The organism is Cytobacillus oceanisediminis 2691 (genome assembly GCF_000294775.2).
GTDB lineage: Bacteria > Bacillota > Bacilli > Bacillales > Cytobacillaceae > Cytobacillus > Cytobacillus pseudoceanisediminis.
The window spans coordinates 330,814-349,704 of the sequence record NZ_CP015507.1 but is presented as its reverse complement, the minus strand read 5'-3'; the positions used below and the strand labels follow the sequence as shown (position 1 = coordinate 349,704).

17 protein-coding genes and 1 pseudogene are annotated in these 18,891 nt (G+C 37.5%); 1 reads left to right on the top strand and 17 read right to left on the bottom strand.

The window, feature by feature from the left end:
* Positions 1-193: 193 nt before the first annotated feature.
* From A361_RS28900 to A361_RS28890, 3 genes are all read right to left on the bottom strand, one after another.
* Positions 194-2,722 carry an ABC transporter permease gene (locus A361_RS28900; RefSeq protein WP_162272031.1) on the bottom strand — a complete coding sequence of 843 codons (2,529 nt, stop codon included), beginning with the start codon at positions 2,720-2,722 and terminating at the stop codon, positions 194-196.
* 8 nt (positions 2,723-2,730) lie between these two features.
* Entirely contained in the window at positions 2,731-3,615 is an 885-nt protein-coding gene (locus A361_RS28895) for an ABC transporter ATP-binding protein (protein ID WP_019379907.1), read from the bottom strand.
* 274 nt (positions 3,616-3,889) lie between these two features.
* Complete coding sequence (locus tag A361_RS28890) at positions 3,890-4,432, bottom strand: hypothetical protein (RefSeq protein WP_019379906.1); 543 nt, start codon at positions 4,430-4,432, stop codon at positions 3,890-3,892.
* Positions 4,433-4,601: 169 nt separating this feature from the next.
* Between A361_RS28890 and A361_RS28885 the strand changes: the two genes are divergently transcribed.
* Positions 4,602-4,952: a hypothetical protein gene (locus A361_RS28885; protein ID WP_019379905.1), complete on the top strand. Its 351-nt coding sequence runs from the start codon at positions 4,602-4,604 to the stop codon at positions 4,950-4,952.
* Between the two features lie 105 nt (positions 4,953-5,057).
* On the opposite strand, the gene A361_RS30365 is transcribed toward A361_RS28885, so the two are convergent.
* The 14 genes and pseudogenes from A361_RS30365 to A361_RS28825 all read right to left on the bottom strand — a co-directional run bounded on the left by A361_RS30365 (position 5,058) and on the right by A361_RS28825 (position 18,759).
* Positions 5,058-5,270 carry a hypothetical protein gene (locus A361_RS30365; RefSeq protein WP_019379904.1) on the bottom strand — a complete coding sequence of 71 codons (213 nt, stop codon included), beginning with the start codon at positions 5,268-5,270 and terminating at the stop codon, positions 5,058-5,060.
* Positions 5,271-6,011: 741 nt separating this feature from the next.
* Positions 6,012-6,185 (bottom strand): hypothetical protein, encoded by a 174-nt coding sequence (locus A361_RS30160; RefSeq protein WP_019379900.1) that lies wholly within the window; start codon positions 6,183-6,185, stop codon positions 6,012-6,014.
* 17 nt (positions 6,186-6,202) lie between these two features.
* Positions 6,203-6,511, bottom strand: a complete 309-nt coding sequence (locus A361_RS28875) for a DUF2325 domain-containing protein (protein WP_019379899.1) — start codon at positions 6,509-6,511, stop codon at positions 6,203-6,205.
* A 94-nt stretch (positions 6,512-6,605) separates the two neighbouring features.
* Positions 6,606-7,022 carry a hypothetical protein gene (locus A361_RS28870; protein ID WP_019379898.1) on the bottom strand — a complete coding sequence of 139 codons (417 nt, stop codon included), beginning with the start codon at positions 7,020-7,022 and terminating at the stop codon, positions 6,606-6,608.
* A 133-nt stretch (positions 7,023-7,155) separates the two neighbouring features.
* Complete coding sequence (locus A361_RS28865; RefSeq protein WP_019379897.1) at positions 7,156-7,791, bottom strand: hypothetical protein; 636 nt, start codon at positions 7,789-7,791, stop codon at positions 7,156-7,158.
* Between the two features lie 27 nt (positions 7,792-7,818).
* On the bottom strand, positions 7,819-8,376 hold the full coding sequence (locus tag A361_RS28860; RefSeq protein ID WP_019379896.1) for a hypothetical protein: 558 nt from the start codon (positions 8,374-8,376) through the stop codon (positions 7,819-7,821).
* A complete protein-coding gene (locus tag A361_RS28855) occupies positions 8,367-9,056 on the bottom strand; it encodes a hypothetical protein (protein ID WP_009336449.1) in 690 nt (229 codons plus the stop codon). The genes A361_RS28860 and A361_RS28855 overlap by 10 nt, the downstream gene beginning before the upstream one ends.
* A gap of 317 nt (positions 9,057-9,373) precedes the next feature.
* The gene (locus A361_RS28850) at positions 9,374-10,138 is read right to left on the bottom strand and encodes a hypothetical protein (RefSeq protein WP_019379895.1); all 765 of its coding nucleotides are present in this window, start codon (positions 10,136-10,138) and stop codon (positions 9,374-9,376) included.
* Between the two features lie 12 nt (positions 10,139-10,150).
* Positions 10,151-10,735: a hypothetical protein gene (locus tag A361_RS28845; RefSeq protein ID WP_033196465.1), complete on the bottom strand. Its 585-nt coding sequence runs from the start codon at positions 10,733-10,735 to the stop codon at positions 10,151-10,153.
* A gap of 139 nt (positions 10,736-10,874) precedes the next feature.
* Positions 10,875-12,680: a reverse transcriptase/maturase family protein gene (locus A361_RS28840; RefSeq protein WP_019379893.1), complete on the bottom strand. Its 1,806-nt coding sequence runs from the start codon at positions 12,678-12,680 to the stop codon at positions 10,875-10,877.
* A 561-nt stretch (positions 12,681-13,241) separates the two neighbouring features.
* Positions 13,242-13,403, bottom strand: a pseudogene (locus A361_RS31570) (helicase); the annotation flags it as partial.
* A 111-nt stretch (positions 13,404-13,514) separates the two neighbouring features.
* A complete protein-coding gene (gene ltrA / locus A361_RS28835; protein WP_019379892.1) occupies positions 13,515-15,314 on the bottom strand; it encodes a group II intron reverse transcriptase/maturase in 1,800 nt (599 codons plus the stop codon).
* A 698-nt stretch (positions 15,315-16,012) separates the two neighbouring features.
* Positions 16,013-16,762, bottom strand: coding sequence for a hypothetical protein (locus A361_RS28830; protein WP_019379891.1), 750 nt, complete (start codon positions 16,760-16,762; stop codon positions 16,013-16,015).
* A gap of 164 nt (positions 16,763-16,926) precedes the next feature.
* Positions 16,927-18,759 (bottom strand): reverse transcriptase/maturase family protein, encoded by a 1,833-nt coding sequence (locus A361_RS28825; RefSeq protein ID WP_019379890.1) that lies wholly within the window; start codon positions 18,757-18,759, stop codon positions 16,927-16,929.
* Positions 18,760-18,891 lie beyond the last annotated feature (132 nt).

The window sequence follows — 18,891 nt, the reverse complement described above, 5'->3', positions numbered from 1 at the left end:
TATCCCTATTAATGTAAACAAGGTAATTATTAGTATGCTTCCTATCATTTCCTTAATTTTGTTGCCAAGGTATCAGGTACATATGAAGTAAGAAGTTTAACTATAACCTTTAAAGTACCAATACTGTTGGGAGTCTTCCTCTCCTGCTTTACTTTTACCTCATTTGATCTTTAGCCTATTTGAGTCAACCGGCTTACTGCCCAATCGTTTTATCTGCACCCTTCAGATTTAATTTCCTTTTGCCTTCCTTCCCCGAATGCAAAACAAAATATCCGACCATACCAAAAAACAAAAATGTTCCTATTATAACCAAGCATCCTGAGGCAAAAGTGATATCAGGGTTATTCAGATTGACGGACATCTCACCATTTATCACTTTAACAGGATTGAGATAGGTGAATGGTAGCAAATGAGCAATGGATGAAAAAATTTTGGTGCTTGCGGCATAACCCGATATGCTGATAATAACTGCAACTGCAAATACACTAAATTGATTTTTGATAAATATTGAAAGAAACACTGATAGTATGATTAAAAATACTAGCATCAAGCTAAACAGTGTGTAATTTTCCAGGACGACACTGCCCAGGGTTTCCAAATGGAAGCCGGTGTTCCACCCAATAGGGCTTTGACCGTTGTATGATGGCGTATTGACCACGGCGGCACTGTCATAATGAACGATTGGATATTGCCAGTCTCCGATTCCATTTGCTATCATCCCGACCAGTACCACAAAAAAAACCAGGATCGTCCAACTAAAAAAGCTCAAGCAGGAAGATGCAATCAGCTTTCCAAGAAAAACTTGTTTGACAGATAAAGACTGCGTCCGTATGAACTGTATGGTAGGACGTTTTCCTCTTTCCTTGGCAAATCCTCCTCCAAGAAGAAAGAAAAAAACAATGATTATATAAGAAAAATAATGTGTGAAATAATAATAAAGAGAATATAGACCACTATTTCCAACCTTTTGATTCCGTTCCATCCATTGCTCATTTGTTTCATGCGACTGTTGGTGGGTCCAAGTGGTGTAAATTGTTGGATTGAATGGACCAGCGATCATCAGATCCACTTGTTTTTCCATCATCCATTTCTTTTCAGCCAAACTTACATCAATTGTAAACTGGCCAAGCTGTAGAACCTGACTCTGCAGAAAGCCCGTATTATCAAAATTGCCGTTTGCAGCTTGCAGTTCAAATAAGTGATACTCTTGTAAAGGGCTAAGTTCATTTTGGTAGTAGCCTACAACCGCTTTATTTAATTTTCCCAACCGCTCTTGAGATATTTGCAAAATTTGTTCCAATCTATCGGCGTATCCCTTATCTCCTTGATTATTTTCAATTGAACTGGCTGCTTCTTCATAATAAGGAATTATGACTTCTTCTATCACTCTGGATTCTTCCTTTAGCCCAGAAATATACTTCTCCGCCTTTTCATTTTTTTCAAAGGTAAGAATGACTGATCCAAGGACAACAAACACCGACAAAACGGACATCACTTGCAGCAGCAACCCTTTTCTCCATTCTTTCCTCCACTCAAACAATATAAAATTTGGTAATGACCTACTGAACAACTGCGTCCTTCCTTTATTAAAAGGTTGATGAAGAAAGGAGAAAAGCTTCTTTTCTTCCCTTTTTAGAAACCGGCCCGCTACTAAAAGAAGGATGAAGCTCCAAGCTAAAGCCCAAATCAAGTATAGGAGGTCCGTCTTTGATGGGGCCGTCATGATTAACCGGTTAACCATGAGCGAGTGAAAAGGGTTGTACGGACCCTGTAAAACAGAAAAAATTCCCGTCAAAATATAGCCTGAAAGCGAGGAAAAAACAGTCAGCATGACAGACAAAAAGGAATTCTTAGTCCAGCTGCTGAACAAGAAAATGAGGCTGAACAGAAACGCATTCGCGCAGATAAAAAACAGAATGGCACGACTGATAAATTGATACATTGGAATAAGAACTGCCGATTCCCCAATCCCAGCTATCACTGGATAGTGAATGCTTAAAGGATGCTTTTGAAACAGCAGTGGAATTAGGATGCTGACTCCTATTACAATCAAAACAAAAAGAACTACTGCCAGTAGCAGGCTCACATACTTGCCTGCTACCAATTGCCAGCGGGGAATCGGCTGGGTGGCCAGTGTGGACCATGTATTCTGCTCCTTTTCTTGCGAAATGGTGTTCCCAAATAGGAGGACCATAAGCACCAGCCCGATAATACCAAAAAACACCAAGCTGGATTCTTTCATGATAAGTTGAGGAGAAAGAGGGTACTCTTCATCCTCATAAGGCAAATCGTACTTTTGAAGCCAGTTGCTTTTTTGAATCCTGGATTGGAGCTCAACTCGAGGAATACCGGAGAATTCCCCTCCACTATCTATAAAGGTCTGCAAATACGAAAGAAACTCCACTTCTGGCTTCGCAACGTGCTCCCAGTTTTCTTCCGAAACAGCCATCTTCCATTGGAATAAGGCACTCAACATACTCTGGATTACAGTAAGCTGTTCAGCAACCAGTGTATTTTCTGGTTTGTCCACTTTCTCTTGGGTTAATTGAGCTTGGATGACTCTTGTTTCGTCTTCCAAAGACTGAACATCTGAATAAGCCCGTTCCCTCATTTCCGGGTATTGCTGGTAATTATAAATATAGATGGTGGTTATGTAGAGAAAAACGATAAAGAGGAGCCATAAAAATTTCTTTTGCCGCACCAACTTTTTCAACTCAAACATGACATACATCATAGCTCGGGCCCATTTTCCATATAAATCATTTGATATCTATCCTCTGAACCATACACCTTTTTCTCAACATCAAGGGTGCCGATGCAGTGCTCCCCCATCATTAGGATGAATGTTTGCAGCGAACAATCCTCACTTGAAAAAATGAACTTTCCATTTTTATATGAGACATGAACCTGGTTATCTTTTAAAATAGCTGCTGCCCTTTCTTGATCATCAACAAGAACATGGTAAAATATCTTCTCATATGCCGCTATATTTTCCTCTATCAGTACTCCGCTCTTAATGAACAGGATATGGGGAGTCAGCCGATCGATTTCCGCTAAATTGTGGGAAGATAATAATATACAGGTACCTTTCTTATGTTCTTCTAATAAAAGATCCCTCACCCGGATGGCGCTTGTCGGATCAAGGCCATTCAAGGGCTCATCCAAAATCAAAAGTTTCGGATCATTCACAAGCGCCATCGTTAATAGAAGATGCTGTTTCATACCGAGGGAATACTTTCCCACCTTTTTTTTCAGATAAGCATCCATTCCAACCCGCTTTGCGGTCAACATCAGTTTTTTACTCTCGATCCCCTGCATGTCACCGATGAATTGTAGATGGTCGTATCCAGTCAAATAGTCATAGAGAACAGAATTATCCTGCATAAATGAAATCTCTTTAAAAATTTCGGGATTTTTATTGTCTTTATTCAAAATAGAGACATCTCCCTGATCGGCTTGCTGTAAATTTGTGAGGATATTCAACAGTGTAGACTTCCCCGCTCCATTTGGGCCGACCAGTGCCACGATTTTGGGTTCGTTGATATGAAATGAAATGCCCTTTAATACCTTGTCTTTCCCGTATGTCTTATGTAACCCCTCTACCGAAAGTATCATAATCCTCCTCCTTATATTACTAACGGAATATTTATAAATTTTATAAAATTATACAGCGGGAACAATATACCGTAGCGGAACCTGCGGGCATGTGTTGGTTTCTTATTGAACAAATGAGGTTGATTAAAGTAAAGTTCGGGAGATGAGAAAATTTTAAATGGAACCTTACATTCTAATCGCATTTCTTTGATATTGCCCACCTTCAATATTAAAATGTTAGATAATCTGCAACTCGGTATGAAGCCCCTCAAAAACAGGAAATAAGTACGCTTCTTCACTTATTTTTCTCATGATATTTGACACCAATGCTATCTAACCATTCCCTAAGGCTTGTCCTGGGAATATACTCATTTAATGTATATATAAACTTGTCACTTTCACTCTCAAACTCCAGTTGTGTAGGCCGACCATTATCAAGAATAATTAGAACTTGATCAATATCATTCCACAAAATTACTTCTTCTCTAAATTCATCTAGTGGCTTACTGTGAATGCCAACTGAGTCAATGTATGTGTATGTATTAATGGAATAAAAAATAATTACACTTGCAGTAAATATTGTGAGTATACCAACAACCTTCAACAAAACTTTTTCTAACAATAGAATAAGAATACCAACTGCTATAAAAAGACCCCCTATTAAATTCAACACATAGGCTTTAACGGGTGTATCTTCAAAGTATACAATATTCGGAAAAATATTTATATTTTGATAAATTATCATTATTATAAAGCTTAAAGGAAGCCAACTTAACGCTATTATTATCATAATAGTGAATATTTTTGGTTTGTATTCCTTTGAAAATTTCATATCCATTATTCCCCTCCCTCATATTTAATTAATATATTAATAACATTATATCTAGTTTATACTTTTTAATAAAAAATTTCTAGAAAATTACAAATAATAAAATAAATAGAATAATTATGTTTACATATTTTTGCAAATATTGTAAAATTATCATAGAAATGGAAGGAGTGGAAAAATGAAGAAATCTTTGAAATTGGTATCTTTTGCTTTTGCAGCATCACTTTGTTTGAATGTCCCAACAGGTGCGGGGGCAAGTACTATAAGTACTTCACCTAGTCCAGACAGGTTGATAACGGAGTCTACTACTTTAGCAGCAGCTAGAAAATATTTTAGATTGGAATCGATGACTTATACTGGCCGTTATAAATACTATTCAGTGACAGACAACGGTGTACAATATCGTGGCTACCTTACAAGTGATGGATCACATATGGGAGGGATATACATATATTACGGATATTTATACCCGTACCCAGATCCTTATCCAGTACCTGCGGTTATTCGTCCTGAGTTGTTAGAAGAATAAATCCAGCAAGGGGCAAATCAGCATGAAAAAATCTTTAATAATGATATCTCTCGCATATTTTTCAACGTTTAAATGGATTACATGAGTATTTTTTACGTATTATTGTTACTGTTTTAAGGAAAAATAACAAATTTTAAGGAAAACCTGTCTACCAAAAATGCACCAGGAAGCACTGAGTTCAGTTAGAACCTGTATCATTAAAAATATTAAGTTTCCCCTAACCCTTGGGCCTCTACGCTTCACGGGCTTCTTTTTTGGTGCATTTTTCTTACTAGGATCCTTTTTCAAAAATCGATTTCCATCAACAAAATTCCCCATACATAATCTCAATATTTCGAAAGTTGATATAGCCTGTTGCAATTTGATGGATGAAATGGGTATGAAAAATGAGCATTTCTGAACAAAGCCTGGATGCTAAAACCTTTAACTCTCCCCTCGAAATCATGCAGTTCATGACAATTAACAGCCTACACTTATATATTTAAGAAAAGGTCTCGCGAACCCATACAAAGATTACAAGCCTGTGAGACACAGGAAAGAATGAATCCGCAACGAAATTTGAATATTGGTCCTACGTATTCGTAGAGTAAAAATGTAGAATCACGTTGGTGTGATTTTTCATATTTTCATTAGGAAATGAAGCAGCAAGCGCTTTTGCTTGACTGGGCTTTTCAGCGCAAATGAGTGCTTTCCCCATCAGACCCTTCCTCCCTTCCTAAAAAGAAATTGATTATTACTCCTTTTTGGCCTGGAAATAAGGGATTCTTTTTTAACTGTTTCTTCTTCAGCCGGCTTTTTTAGGTCTCCATATTCCTCTCTTATAATTTTCTTTTGATACTGAAGCTGATCCAATTTTCTCTCCCCCCTAATATACGAAGAATAAGCTATATTTTATTAAGTTAAGCCGTATTTGAAAATGCTTCATGGTTATCATTAAATTCTGTTCCAGGCATAATTACATCCGGTAATGTTTAAGGCTCCTAATAAAACCCCTAAAACTATGTAAGCCTTTTTCCCACCATTATCAGACATTAGCAAATCCTCCGGTTAATCATTTATTCAACAAATGCCTTTAAGTTTTTCTGCAGCTATATTTAACAAGCAATTCTTGATATTGATTGATTGAACATCACAACAGGCGCGAACCAACTCATCAGGATCTTCAAGATTCCGCAAAGTTTCAATCAACAATAATTCTCCTTGAGTTAGCTCTTTAACATTTACTGAAATCATACTAGTCATGTCTCCTCTTAAGCTGCGGTGTTTAAGTGTTCTACACACCTTTGAATAGCGCCAGAAGCACCAAACCCATTATGATAAAGCACATCTTTACCAAGATCTTTACAAACTTCTTTTACAATATCCATACTTACGTGTCCAACTGCACCTAGTAATACGACTACACAATCTGCCTTCTTTACTAGCGTTTTGAACTCCTTTTTGTTACCTCCGTTTCTTGTTTTACCACTATGGAAGATAATGTTTACGTTATTTTTTTGTCCTATTCGCTTGTACGTAGCCTCTTGAGATCCTCCGAAAATTGCGACAGTTTTTTTCATTAAAAACCCCTCATCTCTAGTGTTTGAATTACAAATAAATATAACATAAATTACACTAAAAACAAGTATTTTCTTATATATTTTCCCAATTTAATTATGCGTTTATTAACTTCTTCAAAAATATATCACCAAAGTCTGGGTGCACATAGCTTTCTTTATAATCCAGTAAATCTTCCATGACTTTCAGCATTTCTGAAGTACGCATATTCTTAACAAGAAACGCGTTAAAAAGGTTTAACTCTAATTCAGTTATTTCTGAAGCATCTAAAGTAACTAATATTAATTTGGAACCCATATTCTTCATTTTGATTAGAAACTCAACTGTCTTTGGATTAATTACTTTTTCAAGAATAATTAGTTTGGGAACACAACCATTTTCATAAAGTTGTAATTTACTAGTCTCCGTTTTAATAACTTTGAACAAATGTCCAAACTTCAGATCAATTAGCTTAACCAACCCATCCTGAAACGGTGACTTTTCATGTATCACCAAAATGGTATCTCTGTTCACTATCTCCCCTCCTACATAAAAAAACCCTGCTGTAAAAGTGCATACAAGTAGATGTATGCATTTACAACAGGGTGGTCCCTTTATTTATTTTGTTTGATTTAATTATATCAATACTTATGCATAATTATCAATATCACTTCGTCCAATTTACCGGTTTAGGAGATGAAATTGAAGAAATTTGGCCGTTAATTAGTAATCCATACTGCCCGTATCCTTCTGCGTCTATAATCCACGCGACTTTGGAGGCCAAAGTGAGAGAAGATTTGTGATCGTGCAGTGGAATTGGGGACTTATATACTTTTGAAGTCCAGCCTTTTACTGCATTTTCAAGGCTTTTTGGATGTAGCAATGGTTTTTTGCACAAATTGACTATCCAGCAACCGTAAGTACCACAAGAAGATACAGACCATCTGGCGTCTTCTCTTTGAGCTGGAAAGTCAGGCTCATTTGGATATGTATACTTTTCCTTTTGTACCGGCTTTCCGATTAATTCATGAAACATATTCGGATCGTCCAATAAATAATCATCTTCTTCTTCTATTAGTGAGAATTTAAAGCCAATATGATTATTTTTTAGTGGGGGAGAGGCCATTATATCTCTAGATAAGAAAAAGCCGCACCTGGCTGCCTCGTAAGAACTATCGACATTTACGTTTTGACTGATCGAACAAGTTTCTGTAAGTTCATCAAATAGGTCACACGATGTCCGGCATGTTACCGCTGCAGGATTTACTTGCTTTTTACTATTATCTATTACAAGTTTTAACATGGCATTCACCCTTTTCCTAATAGCTTGTTATACAGCACCTAATACAATTGGAGAAATAAACGTCAATAAGGTTAATCCGCCAGCAAAGACCCACATTCTTTTGCTCCACCTGCCGAATTCAGGATGTTTTATCAAGTGATAAAATAGATAAAATACTAATCCAATTGATATCATCCAATCAACAGTAGAGTGACTGGCAGCAGAGATTAACTGAATAAAATCACTTGCGAGTAGTGTAACATTTTCACTATTTGTTGTAAATAATAATAGTATTAAAATTCTGATGAAAAAGAAAGTGATTGGAACCCAGATTAAAAGCCCGGTGGATCCTTTCATCACCTGGCCAGTCTTAGTAACAATTGAGTAACCTAGCCTAACCACTCCAAATAGAAACATTATTGTAAATATGGCAGAGAACAAAAAGGATATTTTTGGTGCAGTATTATTTAGATTCGTAGACCAAACATTGAGCTGTTCATTTAATGTGATACCGTTACTCTGCTGCAACGGACTTGCGCTTGCAGCAGAGGGTATCAAAATCACTAAAGCAAAGAGTAGTAATAGGAAACGAAATTTTAAGACCATCTTCTTTTCCCTTTTCCATCAAAGCGGAAGCAAAGGCCCGTTTCAAAAGTTGCTGTACTAATTCGGCCATTAATGATTGGAAGGTCCACTAAGTGCTTGTACCTTCCTTGATTGTAATCCAGCACTTGAGAAAGAGAAGATAGCCATTGACCAAGAACCTGTGTGTTAACAGTTTGCTCATTGCTTAAAATGGTATTAACCTTTTTACCATCCAAGTTCAACTTAAATCGAATATTGCTTAATCGGTAATTATGCCATCCAAATTCAATCTGGGTAAGAAACGCTCTAAATGGAATTAGTTTCTTAAACAGTGGCGTAACATAACTTAGTATTCTATGATTATCTTGAACTTCACTTGGAAGAGCTGTATGTAATTCTAGATCAATACTATTATGTTCAAAGGATCCATCCGGGTTTACTGCTATAGAAGCATCCAGGTTTACATTTAAATGGTTACTTAGTGGGGTCAACCAAGCTAAATCTACATAGGTTAGGTTATCTTCAATTGATTCATAATATTCTTCTGTTTGAGGTATTCCTTCTACCCCCATCGCATTGATGTATAACTCCCCTTTGACAAACCTGAAATTGATATGCAGTTTATTTAGTCCAATTTGTTTTTTCTTAATTTCTTGCTTTATTTCTAAAATTTGCTTTTCGCCTAACCGTTGAATTATCATTGGATAAATCTCCTCTCATTTATTGTAGCTAAGCCTTAATTTAAAATCCTTTATAAATCTCCATATATTCTCAATCTCTATATTTTGGATAAAAAAAGCTATTAATGAAAACATTTCCAAGTAAAACTAAAACTGCCATTATTATATTACAATAGACTCATCCTCTCTGTCGAAAAGTGTCGAAAATCTGATTATCTTATCTAAAAATGTAAAATACGAGGGTCTTTATTACCAAAAGAATTATTCTTTTGGTCCAAACCAAGGTTTTGCACCCAGGCTTGGACCAAAAGGCGACAAAAGTCGCTCTTTTGGAGTTCTTATATTGCTAGTACTCTATCGTCTTGAATAAGATGCTCTTCATCTGGAATCATGTATTCCTCTGACACAGATGCTTCAACTCTTACTAGGTTTTGTACACTGATTTCCTTACCAGTCCTTACTACATCTAGAATGAGAATATCCCCATTGCCTATTTTTTTTGCTTTTTCCCCCACATTTACCCAAAGCCTTTTTCCGTCTGAAATATGGATATAGTTTTCTTCAATACCAACTACAGAAACTACCCATTGTTGTGCACCTTCTAGGCAATCCATAATTTTTGCAGAGGCAAATGATTCAAAACCATTTTGTGAGGGTGTTGCCTGTTCAATCATTAAGTCATTCATATGAATACAATCTTCATCCAGGTCGTCGTCCTCTATCCATTCAGAAACGAAAATTTCTTCTTGTTCCGCTTCTTGGCTGACACCACCTAATAGTAATTCACCAGATTCATATTGGAGGTGACAAATATCACCTTCATCAACAGCTGTTATCTCTTTTTCAATCTGTATAAATAATTCTTCTGATTCCTCATTTAATGCTGGTTTTAGAATTAATGGTTCCTCTACCGCATTCGCTGTAGACTTCGCAGTTGTTATAGGAATAACTTCTGCCAAGTTTGTACAATCCTCGCTAGAAAATGAATAGTCATCATCCACGGTGTAATGTAAAACCTTTATTTCCTCTACCCGTACATAAAAATAACTTTCAAGAAACCAATAAAAATAAACAGCCCAATCCCAAGTTATTAAAATTGACATAAGTGCCTCCTCCTAAAAAAGATCAAACGCCAGCTGCCCACTTACCGCGGCTGTTCGCTTCTTCTTTGTTTTTGTATTTTTTTCAACATTAACTTCGAATATTGATATTTGCTCAGCTGTTTCTGCAAATTTTGCTCTTTCATATTCCGTTAAGTAAGCCACGATTTCCCCATCTTGAATACAATCGAATCCAAAAGCTTCTACTAAATCTACTTCCAGGATTTGATTGGTAAACATAAACCCATTGACCTTGCCATCTGCAATATGGCTTGTAATAGTTGCCGCTTTCCGGATAAGGACGTTTTTAGAGGAATCCGCGGAAACTTGCTGATTAACCCAGGCAATAAATTGTTCTTTTGGTGATTTGCCCATTTTCTTTTTCTTTCCGATACTTGCTAAGATTTCTCTTGCACGATCAGAAGCTTCTGCCGTCCATTCCTCGGTAGAGCCCTTAAGCACTTTTCCTTTTTTAATGGACTCAATCAGCATGGACTGCAGGTCTCCTTCATCTCCCAACATTGCATTAAGCCCATCTGAACTTACTTCTCCGTTTATGGCACCGGCAGCTTTATTCTTCTGAGCTATCAAGGTAGCCATTTGTTCTTGGAAAGTTTCTTTATAGTAGGGTAAGCACGGAGCGCCTTATTTGCTTACGCAAGTAGATTTCTCCGTACTCCCCTCCGAACCGTACGTACACCTCTCAATGTATACGGCTCTCCATTTACCCCTGTATTTGTTAGTATTTGTGGTTGCCGTGATGATATTTAAGATGGCAGTCTTCACAAACTGCAACTGTTTTTCTGTTTCTGGCAATCATCAGAAACTCAATTCGAGTGAGATTTTTCCCCTTCAAATCCTTAAGGCGCTTAGTGTGATGCATTTGTAGAGGCTTATTAGTCGCCCCACATGCTTCACAAACCTTCGCTTTAATCCTGCTACCAAAGCTATTTATACTATTAAAGTTAAACGTATCGGCTAATCTATCGATGTTCGAGTTTCCAGCGGATACAAGAGACTTGTTCCGTTTGAAACCTTCATCATAGAATGCTCGCTCTTTTAGTCCCTTTTTAGTTTCATAGCGAATGATAAGTCTACCATTGCTGTGAAATTTTCTATGTTGCTCAGAGACCTTTGAACGATATTTATTAGCCATAGTTTTCAGGAAGCTCCACTTCATGAAGAAGTAGAATTTGTTCATTTCGTACCCGACATTTACTGCAAGTTTGTAGTAAGTGTAGAGACCACGAATTTCAGCATTATAAGTGCTTACTATTTCGATGTCTTCAAGGGGTACAAGATATGCCCTGTGAGTTGACTTCCATCTCTTTTGTGTCATATCGATAGCCTGATATTGTTGAAGTTTTTTAACCCAGCTTTCTCTAGGCATTTCTAGTTTTATAAGTCCGCTGTATTTTTTACTATCAGCAGATGGTTGATAGACGGTTATCACATATCCTAAGAATGTTGCTTCTTTGGTGTTATGTGTTATAAGTGTCTTATCTTGTGAAAGTTCAAGTTTTAGCTCGCTAAAAAGGAAGTTTGTTATCTCCTGCTTTACCGATTCCGCATCCGCTTTACTACCAATAACTCCGACTATAAAATCATCAGCATATCGAACATACCGAATTCTTCTGTAGTTAGAATCCATTGGATCCATAGCAGACATAGATCGCCATTCATTTTCGTAGTGTCTGATTTTCTCTTTGATTTGTATCTTTTCATCATCACTCATCAAGTGAGCTTTCTCTCTTAACTTCTTTTTATTTCTAAGGACATTCTGCTGAGCATTCAAGTATGGACGAAACTTTTTCCTTTCGGTACCTTTGTTGAATGAGTTAGCAAATCTAATCATAAATTTGTCTAATTCATTGAGGTAGACGTTAGAAAGAATCGGACTAATGATACCCCCTTGAGGTGCACCACTATATGTCTTATTCCATTTCCAATCCTCCACATACCCTGCTCTAAGGAACTTCCAGATTAGGTCGATGAAACGCTCGTCCCTAACCCTTTTCCTCAGAAAATTAACTAAGATGTGATGATCAATATTATCAAAGAACCCCTTTATATCTCCTTCAACAAACCACTTTGTACCAGTGAAGTTTGCTTTTAGATGAGATAGTGCGGTGTGGCAACTACGGTTAGGCCTAAATCCATGTGATGTATCAGTAAAGCATCCTTCATAGATTGCTTCAAGCATCATTCTGACTGCTTCTTGAACTACCTTGTCATCTGTTGACGGCAATCCTAATGGTCTTTTTCCACCATTTTTCTTCGGAATATGTGTACGTCTGACAGGATTAGGCTCGTAGGAAGAGTTTTTAAGTCTAGCTATTAGCTGTTCTAATCTCTCCAGGCTCATTTCACTGACAGTCTTACCGTCAACACCTGGAGTCATAGCTCCTGCATTTCCACTTGTATTCTGATAAGCAAATAGCAAAAATTCCCTATTGTAAAGGTTCCTGTATAACTGCTGATACTTATAATTCTCATCACTCGAATGCTTTTTCAGGTTACCCAATAGTACTTCTGGATTTCTCATGGTTCCTCTCGAACCTCCCCATATTCTTATTGGACTGGTAAACTGCCTTCCTTCGCCATGTAATAGGCTTTCCCTATTTCGGACTACTACGAAGGCTCCGTTACCATGCGGGATATTCAGATCTATAACCAATAGCCGTTTTAAAGGCATTCCCGTTTAGGTAATCCCCATTTAGTTACATTAATGACATGACATTGTTGTAATGTCGGATGGAACTTTCGCCTTTTATTCTCTGATTGAGTTTGCCGGAATGTGGAATCCTACATCGCATGAGTCTAGCCTAACCTCATGTGTCACATTCCATAGACGCTCCTTGTAATTGTCTTGCGCCTATGCCTTCTATAAGGGCTGCTCAGGCCATTCTTCAAGCAGTCTAGCTTTCATCCTCATTTACAACATTTCACCAAAGCTCAGTCGCATCATGACAACTAGATGACTTGCTCTTTAATCACATGCTACAGTCCCCTCATTGGTTTCCCAATGAAAGTAAGTGACCGGTGATAGGAAAATTGGATTCATTCCTACGGGGTGTCATTCCCGATTCATTAATGCACCTTATGGGCGCACGGCTAAGTAATAAAGACGACACTCTTCCGTTTGTCCGATCCGCCATGCTCTTCTAGCAGCTTGATTAATCGTGAATAAGCTCCAACTAAATTGGTAGAAAATGAGGGTAGGTGTACATAATAGGTCAAGACCTACCTGTACAAGCTCCTGTGACAATAGCGATAGGTAAGGCTTTGATATTATCTCTGCCTTTTCCCCCGCTTCACACCGTACGTGAGAGTTTCCCCTCATACGGCGTTCCATCTACGATAGCCAGTAGTTTATTATTCAAACCTCAATAGGTTCTAAGTTACACTCTTTTCGGTATTTGTTAATTCTTTTAATCTCTATATCTGTTAATTTGAGAATTTCTCGGTATTTATTAATGGTTTCAAGATTCGAAGCATGAATAATCACGTGTACAAATTTATGAATGATTCGAAGATTATTGAAAGAATCATCTCCATTTAGTGACTTAGGCTTGTAGTGATGACAGTGCACATCTTCCGCTTTTAGGAAGGTGCCTGTGATTTCACATAGACCATTTTTCATGCTGTATCTGCTTATGCGATTATCAAAGTATTCGACACTTTGATTTGGTAGGTAAGAGGTTAGCATTCTGCTAATCTCATTCAAGATATTGTCTTTGAGTTTACTATATATAATAGTTCGCCCTTCCTTAGTAAACGGTGTAACATTCTGCGAGTAGTTCATACTACTAGAGTGCTTCACATCAAACATAGGAAAAAGATGAACATTACCAATTTTGTACGTTTTGTAATTGGTATTATATAAGCGTTTATATGTTTCAGACGGTTCTTGTGGCCTACCATATTTGCTGCATTTACCGAGTCTAAGCTTTAAGGTTTGACTTAGCCTGAAAGCCATTAGGTTAAAATCAAGGTTGACCAGGGTTGCTGTTCTGTAGTAATTCTGTATCCCGAGTACCCATGAGTTGTAAAGTTGCGCTACATCCGCTGTTGGGTGTTTTTGAATCTCAATGATTCTCTTGCGCCCTTCTTTAACAATTTTCTCTTTGTTCTTTTTGGATACTTTTGACTGAGCAACCATTTTGTCTTTTTTCTTGACTACATACAGTTCGATACCTAGAAATTCTGATTTTTTCTTTCGTAAATTTACGATTTTTGATTTTTCAGGAGAGATGTCTAATTTCAGTCTGTCTTTTAGATAAAGTCTGACAGCATGAAACCATTTCGTTGCTGTGTTTCTATCTCTACAAAATATTTTGAAGTCATCTGCATATCTCACAATGTAACCTTCTTTAAGATTGGTTTTCTTTAATGCTCGGTATTTGTGAGTTAATCGGTATGTGTGTTCAGTATTGAAGAATTCCCATTGTGATGCGATCCATTGGTCAAGGTCATTTAACACCACATTGGATAATAGTGGGGATAAGATACCGCCTTGTGGAGTCCCTTTGGTTGGAATACCTTCGCCTTCAATTTCTGCTTTTAGCATTTTGCTGATAATGGCCAATACCTTTCTATCCTTAATACCGATATTCCAGAGCTGCTTCAATAGTAAAGAGTGATTCACATTATCGAAAAATCCTTCAATATCAACGTCAACGGCGAAATGTAATTTGTTCATATTTATTAAGGAATTTGTTCTAGCAATGGCGTGTTTAGTAGTACGTAAAGGTCTAAAACCATATGAATGGTTGTAGAACTTGGCTTCACAAACAGGTTCAAGCACTTGTTTAAACGCTTGTTGGATAATCCTGTCGCTCATACTAGGTATTCCTAGAGGTCTTAATTTTCCGTTGGGTTTCGGAATGTAAACTCTTCTGACTTTTTTGGGTCTATAATTGCTTAACCTTGTTTGAATCAGTTTTACCAGTTCGTCATCCGATAATCTCTTAAAGTCATTGATAGTCTTACCATCACATCCAGCAGTTTGTGAACCTTTGTTGGATTTTATAGTTCGGTAAGCAAGAAGGATGTTCTCTCTTGAAATGATTAATTCGTATAATCTATCAAAAGTCTTTCCCGATTTAGAGTCCCCATATAAACCTTCAAATGTTGTGGTCATACCGTAGTATTCCCAATACCTCAATTGTGTTTGCAAATGGTTCACTCCTTTCTTTGGAATGAATCCCCATTTTCTTACTCGACCTTTGCAATATAACTTAGAATATTGTTTTGACTATTTGTAGACTTAGGGCTGTTCCTCATTCTTCATTACAAAGATTTCAAAGGTCATGCCCCTACTTTCACGGAAATAAATACATTTCGGTGAAATGACACCTTATAGTAACCGTCGAGTGCTAGCTCTCTTTGACGTTTTCCGCTTCCCTTGTTCCCTTAAATCTATCTGTACATATATCCTTAGGTAGTTCCTTTGAGCCTGTGAGTTTACATCACCATAGTTTGATGTACGAATTTCATAGCATCGATTCTTACTTTTCGCTAACTCACGTAACTATAGTTACCCAACACCCATTCGATGTTGTCGTCTTATAGACTCGTACATTCGGAAACTTCGTCAGATGAGTATCCATCATTCTTACCATAGATATTTTATAGACACCCGGTCTATCTGTTACGTCCAAGTGTGGATTTTTCGTTCAAACATCAGTTTGATTAACGGTAACATTCGACCGACTTCACCTAGCTTCGTACAGTCCAGACCTAACATTATGGACTGCACGTAGGAGTATTAGTGAGTGCGTTTCAGAAAACATGGATTCATCATTCCGCACTTCGATTTAAGAGTTAGATTTACAAATGAGTAAATCTGAGCAGTTTCATCTAGGACTTAGCTGCTCAACAAGTCGCACCAATACAAACATCGCATCCCTCTTTTTCTATCTTCTTTTTTAGCCATTCACTACGCTTATTTGTGGCCGTGGTAGAAGTGTCTAAGATACATACCTTTGCTCCAACCTGCTCAAGAATGTGTTGTAAACGCGGCCTTACATCTCTGCCTTCTACACTGGAACCTGTATCTCGAACATAGACAATACTTTTCCTGCCTTCCTCTATCTCACCCTTAATGATTTCCTGGAGCTTCTTTTCCTTGTTAAGTATTCGCTCTTTAGGAAATTCATCTGGGCTCCAAATTAAATCTCGGTCCCCATCTTCTGTTTTGATAGAGAATGGGGGATAGGTGAAAGGGTTATCTGGATATGCAATGCCTGTTTGAGTCAATGGAAGATAAAGCTTATGCCCGTCATCTCGTCCATCGATAGCTGATTCAAATGTAGATACCATGTTTTTATAATGCTTCTTTAAATCCTCGTCTAAATCTACAAGAATTGTAGGAACATTGATCAACTCCACAGGGTCTGGCCATACATCTGTTAAGCGGACAAGCACACTGTTTTGGACAAGAAACTTTGAGAACACAAATGGTGATATACCGGGAAGAACCTTTTCTGTTCTCCTGGTACCTCCTCGCGATTGCTTGTTGCTGTACTCGCCTTTATCGTCCTGATTGTAAATAGTCGTTTCAATGTTTCCATACTCTTCATTCCACTTCCGAACTTCATTGAATGCGTATCCGTTCTCAACCATAAGGTGTGGGAATAAGCGCCAAAGTGTATAGTAAATATCCTCGGCAACGGGATAAGAAGGCGGTGCCTTGCTATATTACTATAGTAGGTTTCCACCAACTCTCCCCCAGAACCGTACTTGCAAGTCTCCAAGCATACGGCTCACTATTATCTCCTAGTTTTTAGTTATAGTTGTCCTTTGTGAAGTTTCATATGACAGTCATTTCCTTGACCTCTTGCGCAGAGAGCAAGCTGCCTGCGGTTACGGGCTATCATAATCACTTCCCATTTTTGTAGACTTCTTTTCTTTTTCAAGTCCTTTAGTTTCCTGACGTGGTGCATTTCCAAATCAACATCAGTTGCTCCACAGTATTCACATACGAGGGCTTTCATTCTGTCAATTAGACTTGTAATGCCACTGTACACCCAACCATTAGGTAGATTATCGATTTTGGACTCTGTCGAAGCCTTTTCAACTCTAGTAAAAGAACTAATGAGTGTTTTTGACTTCATTCCTTTTTTCGTTTCATATTGAACAGTGAATACTCCATTAACACTAAATTTATCTATGACTTTTCTAACTGAGATTTTGTACTTTCTAGCGAATGTTTTATACATACTGTATTCCATGATATATGCCATTTTATTAAGCACACTCACGTTATTCGCTATCTTGTAATACTCATAGAATCCTCGAAGTTCTGCATCGTAGATGCTGATAATTTCAAGGTCGTCATTATTGATAAGTTCAGGTCTATGAATCATTTTCCAATTGTTACCATTTATTCTTAGGATATTTCTATCCAAAAGCTTATTTACCCATTTTTCCTTCGGAACATAGAGTTTTACCTTGCCATTGTTTTGCCTTTGGAGCTTGCCATCTTTATTTCTAGTTGGTTGTGTACTGTAACTTGTTACAATATCAAATCCTAGAAATCTAGCTTTCTCCTTATGAGCATGAGTGATAAGGGTTTTCTCTACCGATAGTTCAAGTTTCAGCTTATTGGACAAGAATGTTTTAATGTCCTGTTTGATTTTTTCCGCATCTTCCTTACTGCCAATTACACCAATTAGGAAATCATCAGCATAACGTACATAATTAATTCTTCGGAAGCCTTGGTCAAACGGGTCAGTCGCATTCATCTCATTACGTTTCTTAATGAGTGTTTTGTAAGCTTTCGTATGTTCCTTTTTCTCATTGCTAGACATTAATGCCCATTCTTCATCCGATTTTTTCATTTTCGTCAGTTGCCATTCTAACGCCCTGTATTCATGTGTCCTTTTTCTTTTCTTACCTAAATTGAATTGTTCAGCATATTGTTCCATATACTTATCCAATTCATGAAGATATATATTTGCTAATAACGGACTAATTACTCCGCCTTGAGGGGTCCCACTGAAAGTCTTGTGGTAAACCCAATCCTCTAAATATCCAGCTTTCAAGAATTTCCAGATAAGGCGGATAAAGCGCTCATCCTTAATTCTTTTTTTCAGCAAGTTAATTAAAGTATGGTGTTCTATATTGTCGAAGAATCCTTTAATGTCTCCGTCAACAAACCATTTGACCCCAGTGAACGTTTTTTGGATCTTGTCTACAGCTGTTTGGCAACTCCGATTCGGTCTAAAACCGTGTGAAGATTCACGAAAAATAGGTTCATATAATCCTTCTAAGATTCTACGTGCTACTTCTTGAACTAACTTGTCATCCATGGAAGGAATCCCCAAAGGTCTTTGGCCTGTGGGTTTCTTCGGGATATATTCTCTTCTCGAAGGTTTAGGTTGGTAACTTTCGTCTTTTAACTGTTCAATAAGTTTTTGAATTCTACTGATGCTCATACCATCAATGGTTTTTCCGTCAGTTCCTTCTGTCATGTTTCCTTCCTTTTTGGCTAACTTAGCGTAAGCTTCTAAAAAGAATTCTTCATTAAACAGATTTCGATATATACGTTCAAAAACGTAATTCTCATCTCTCTTGGACATTTCAACTAGGTTGTCCATAACTACTTTTGGGATTCTCAAAGTGTCTCCACACCTTCCTGATTTTGTTCTGGACTAGATAACTTGGTCCCTTCGCCATGTACTAGGCTTTCCCTAGTTCCGACTACTACGGACTCTCTGTTGCCATATTGGATATTCAGACACCTAAAGTGT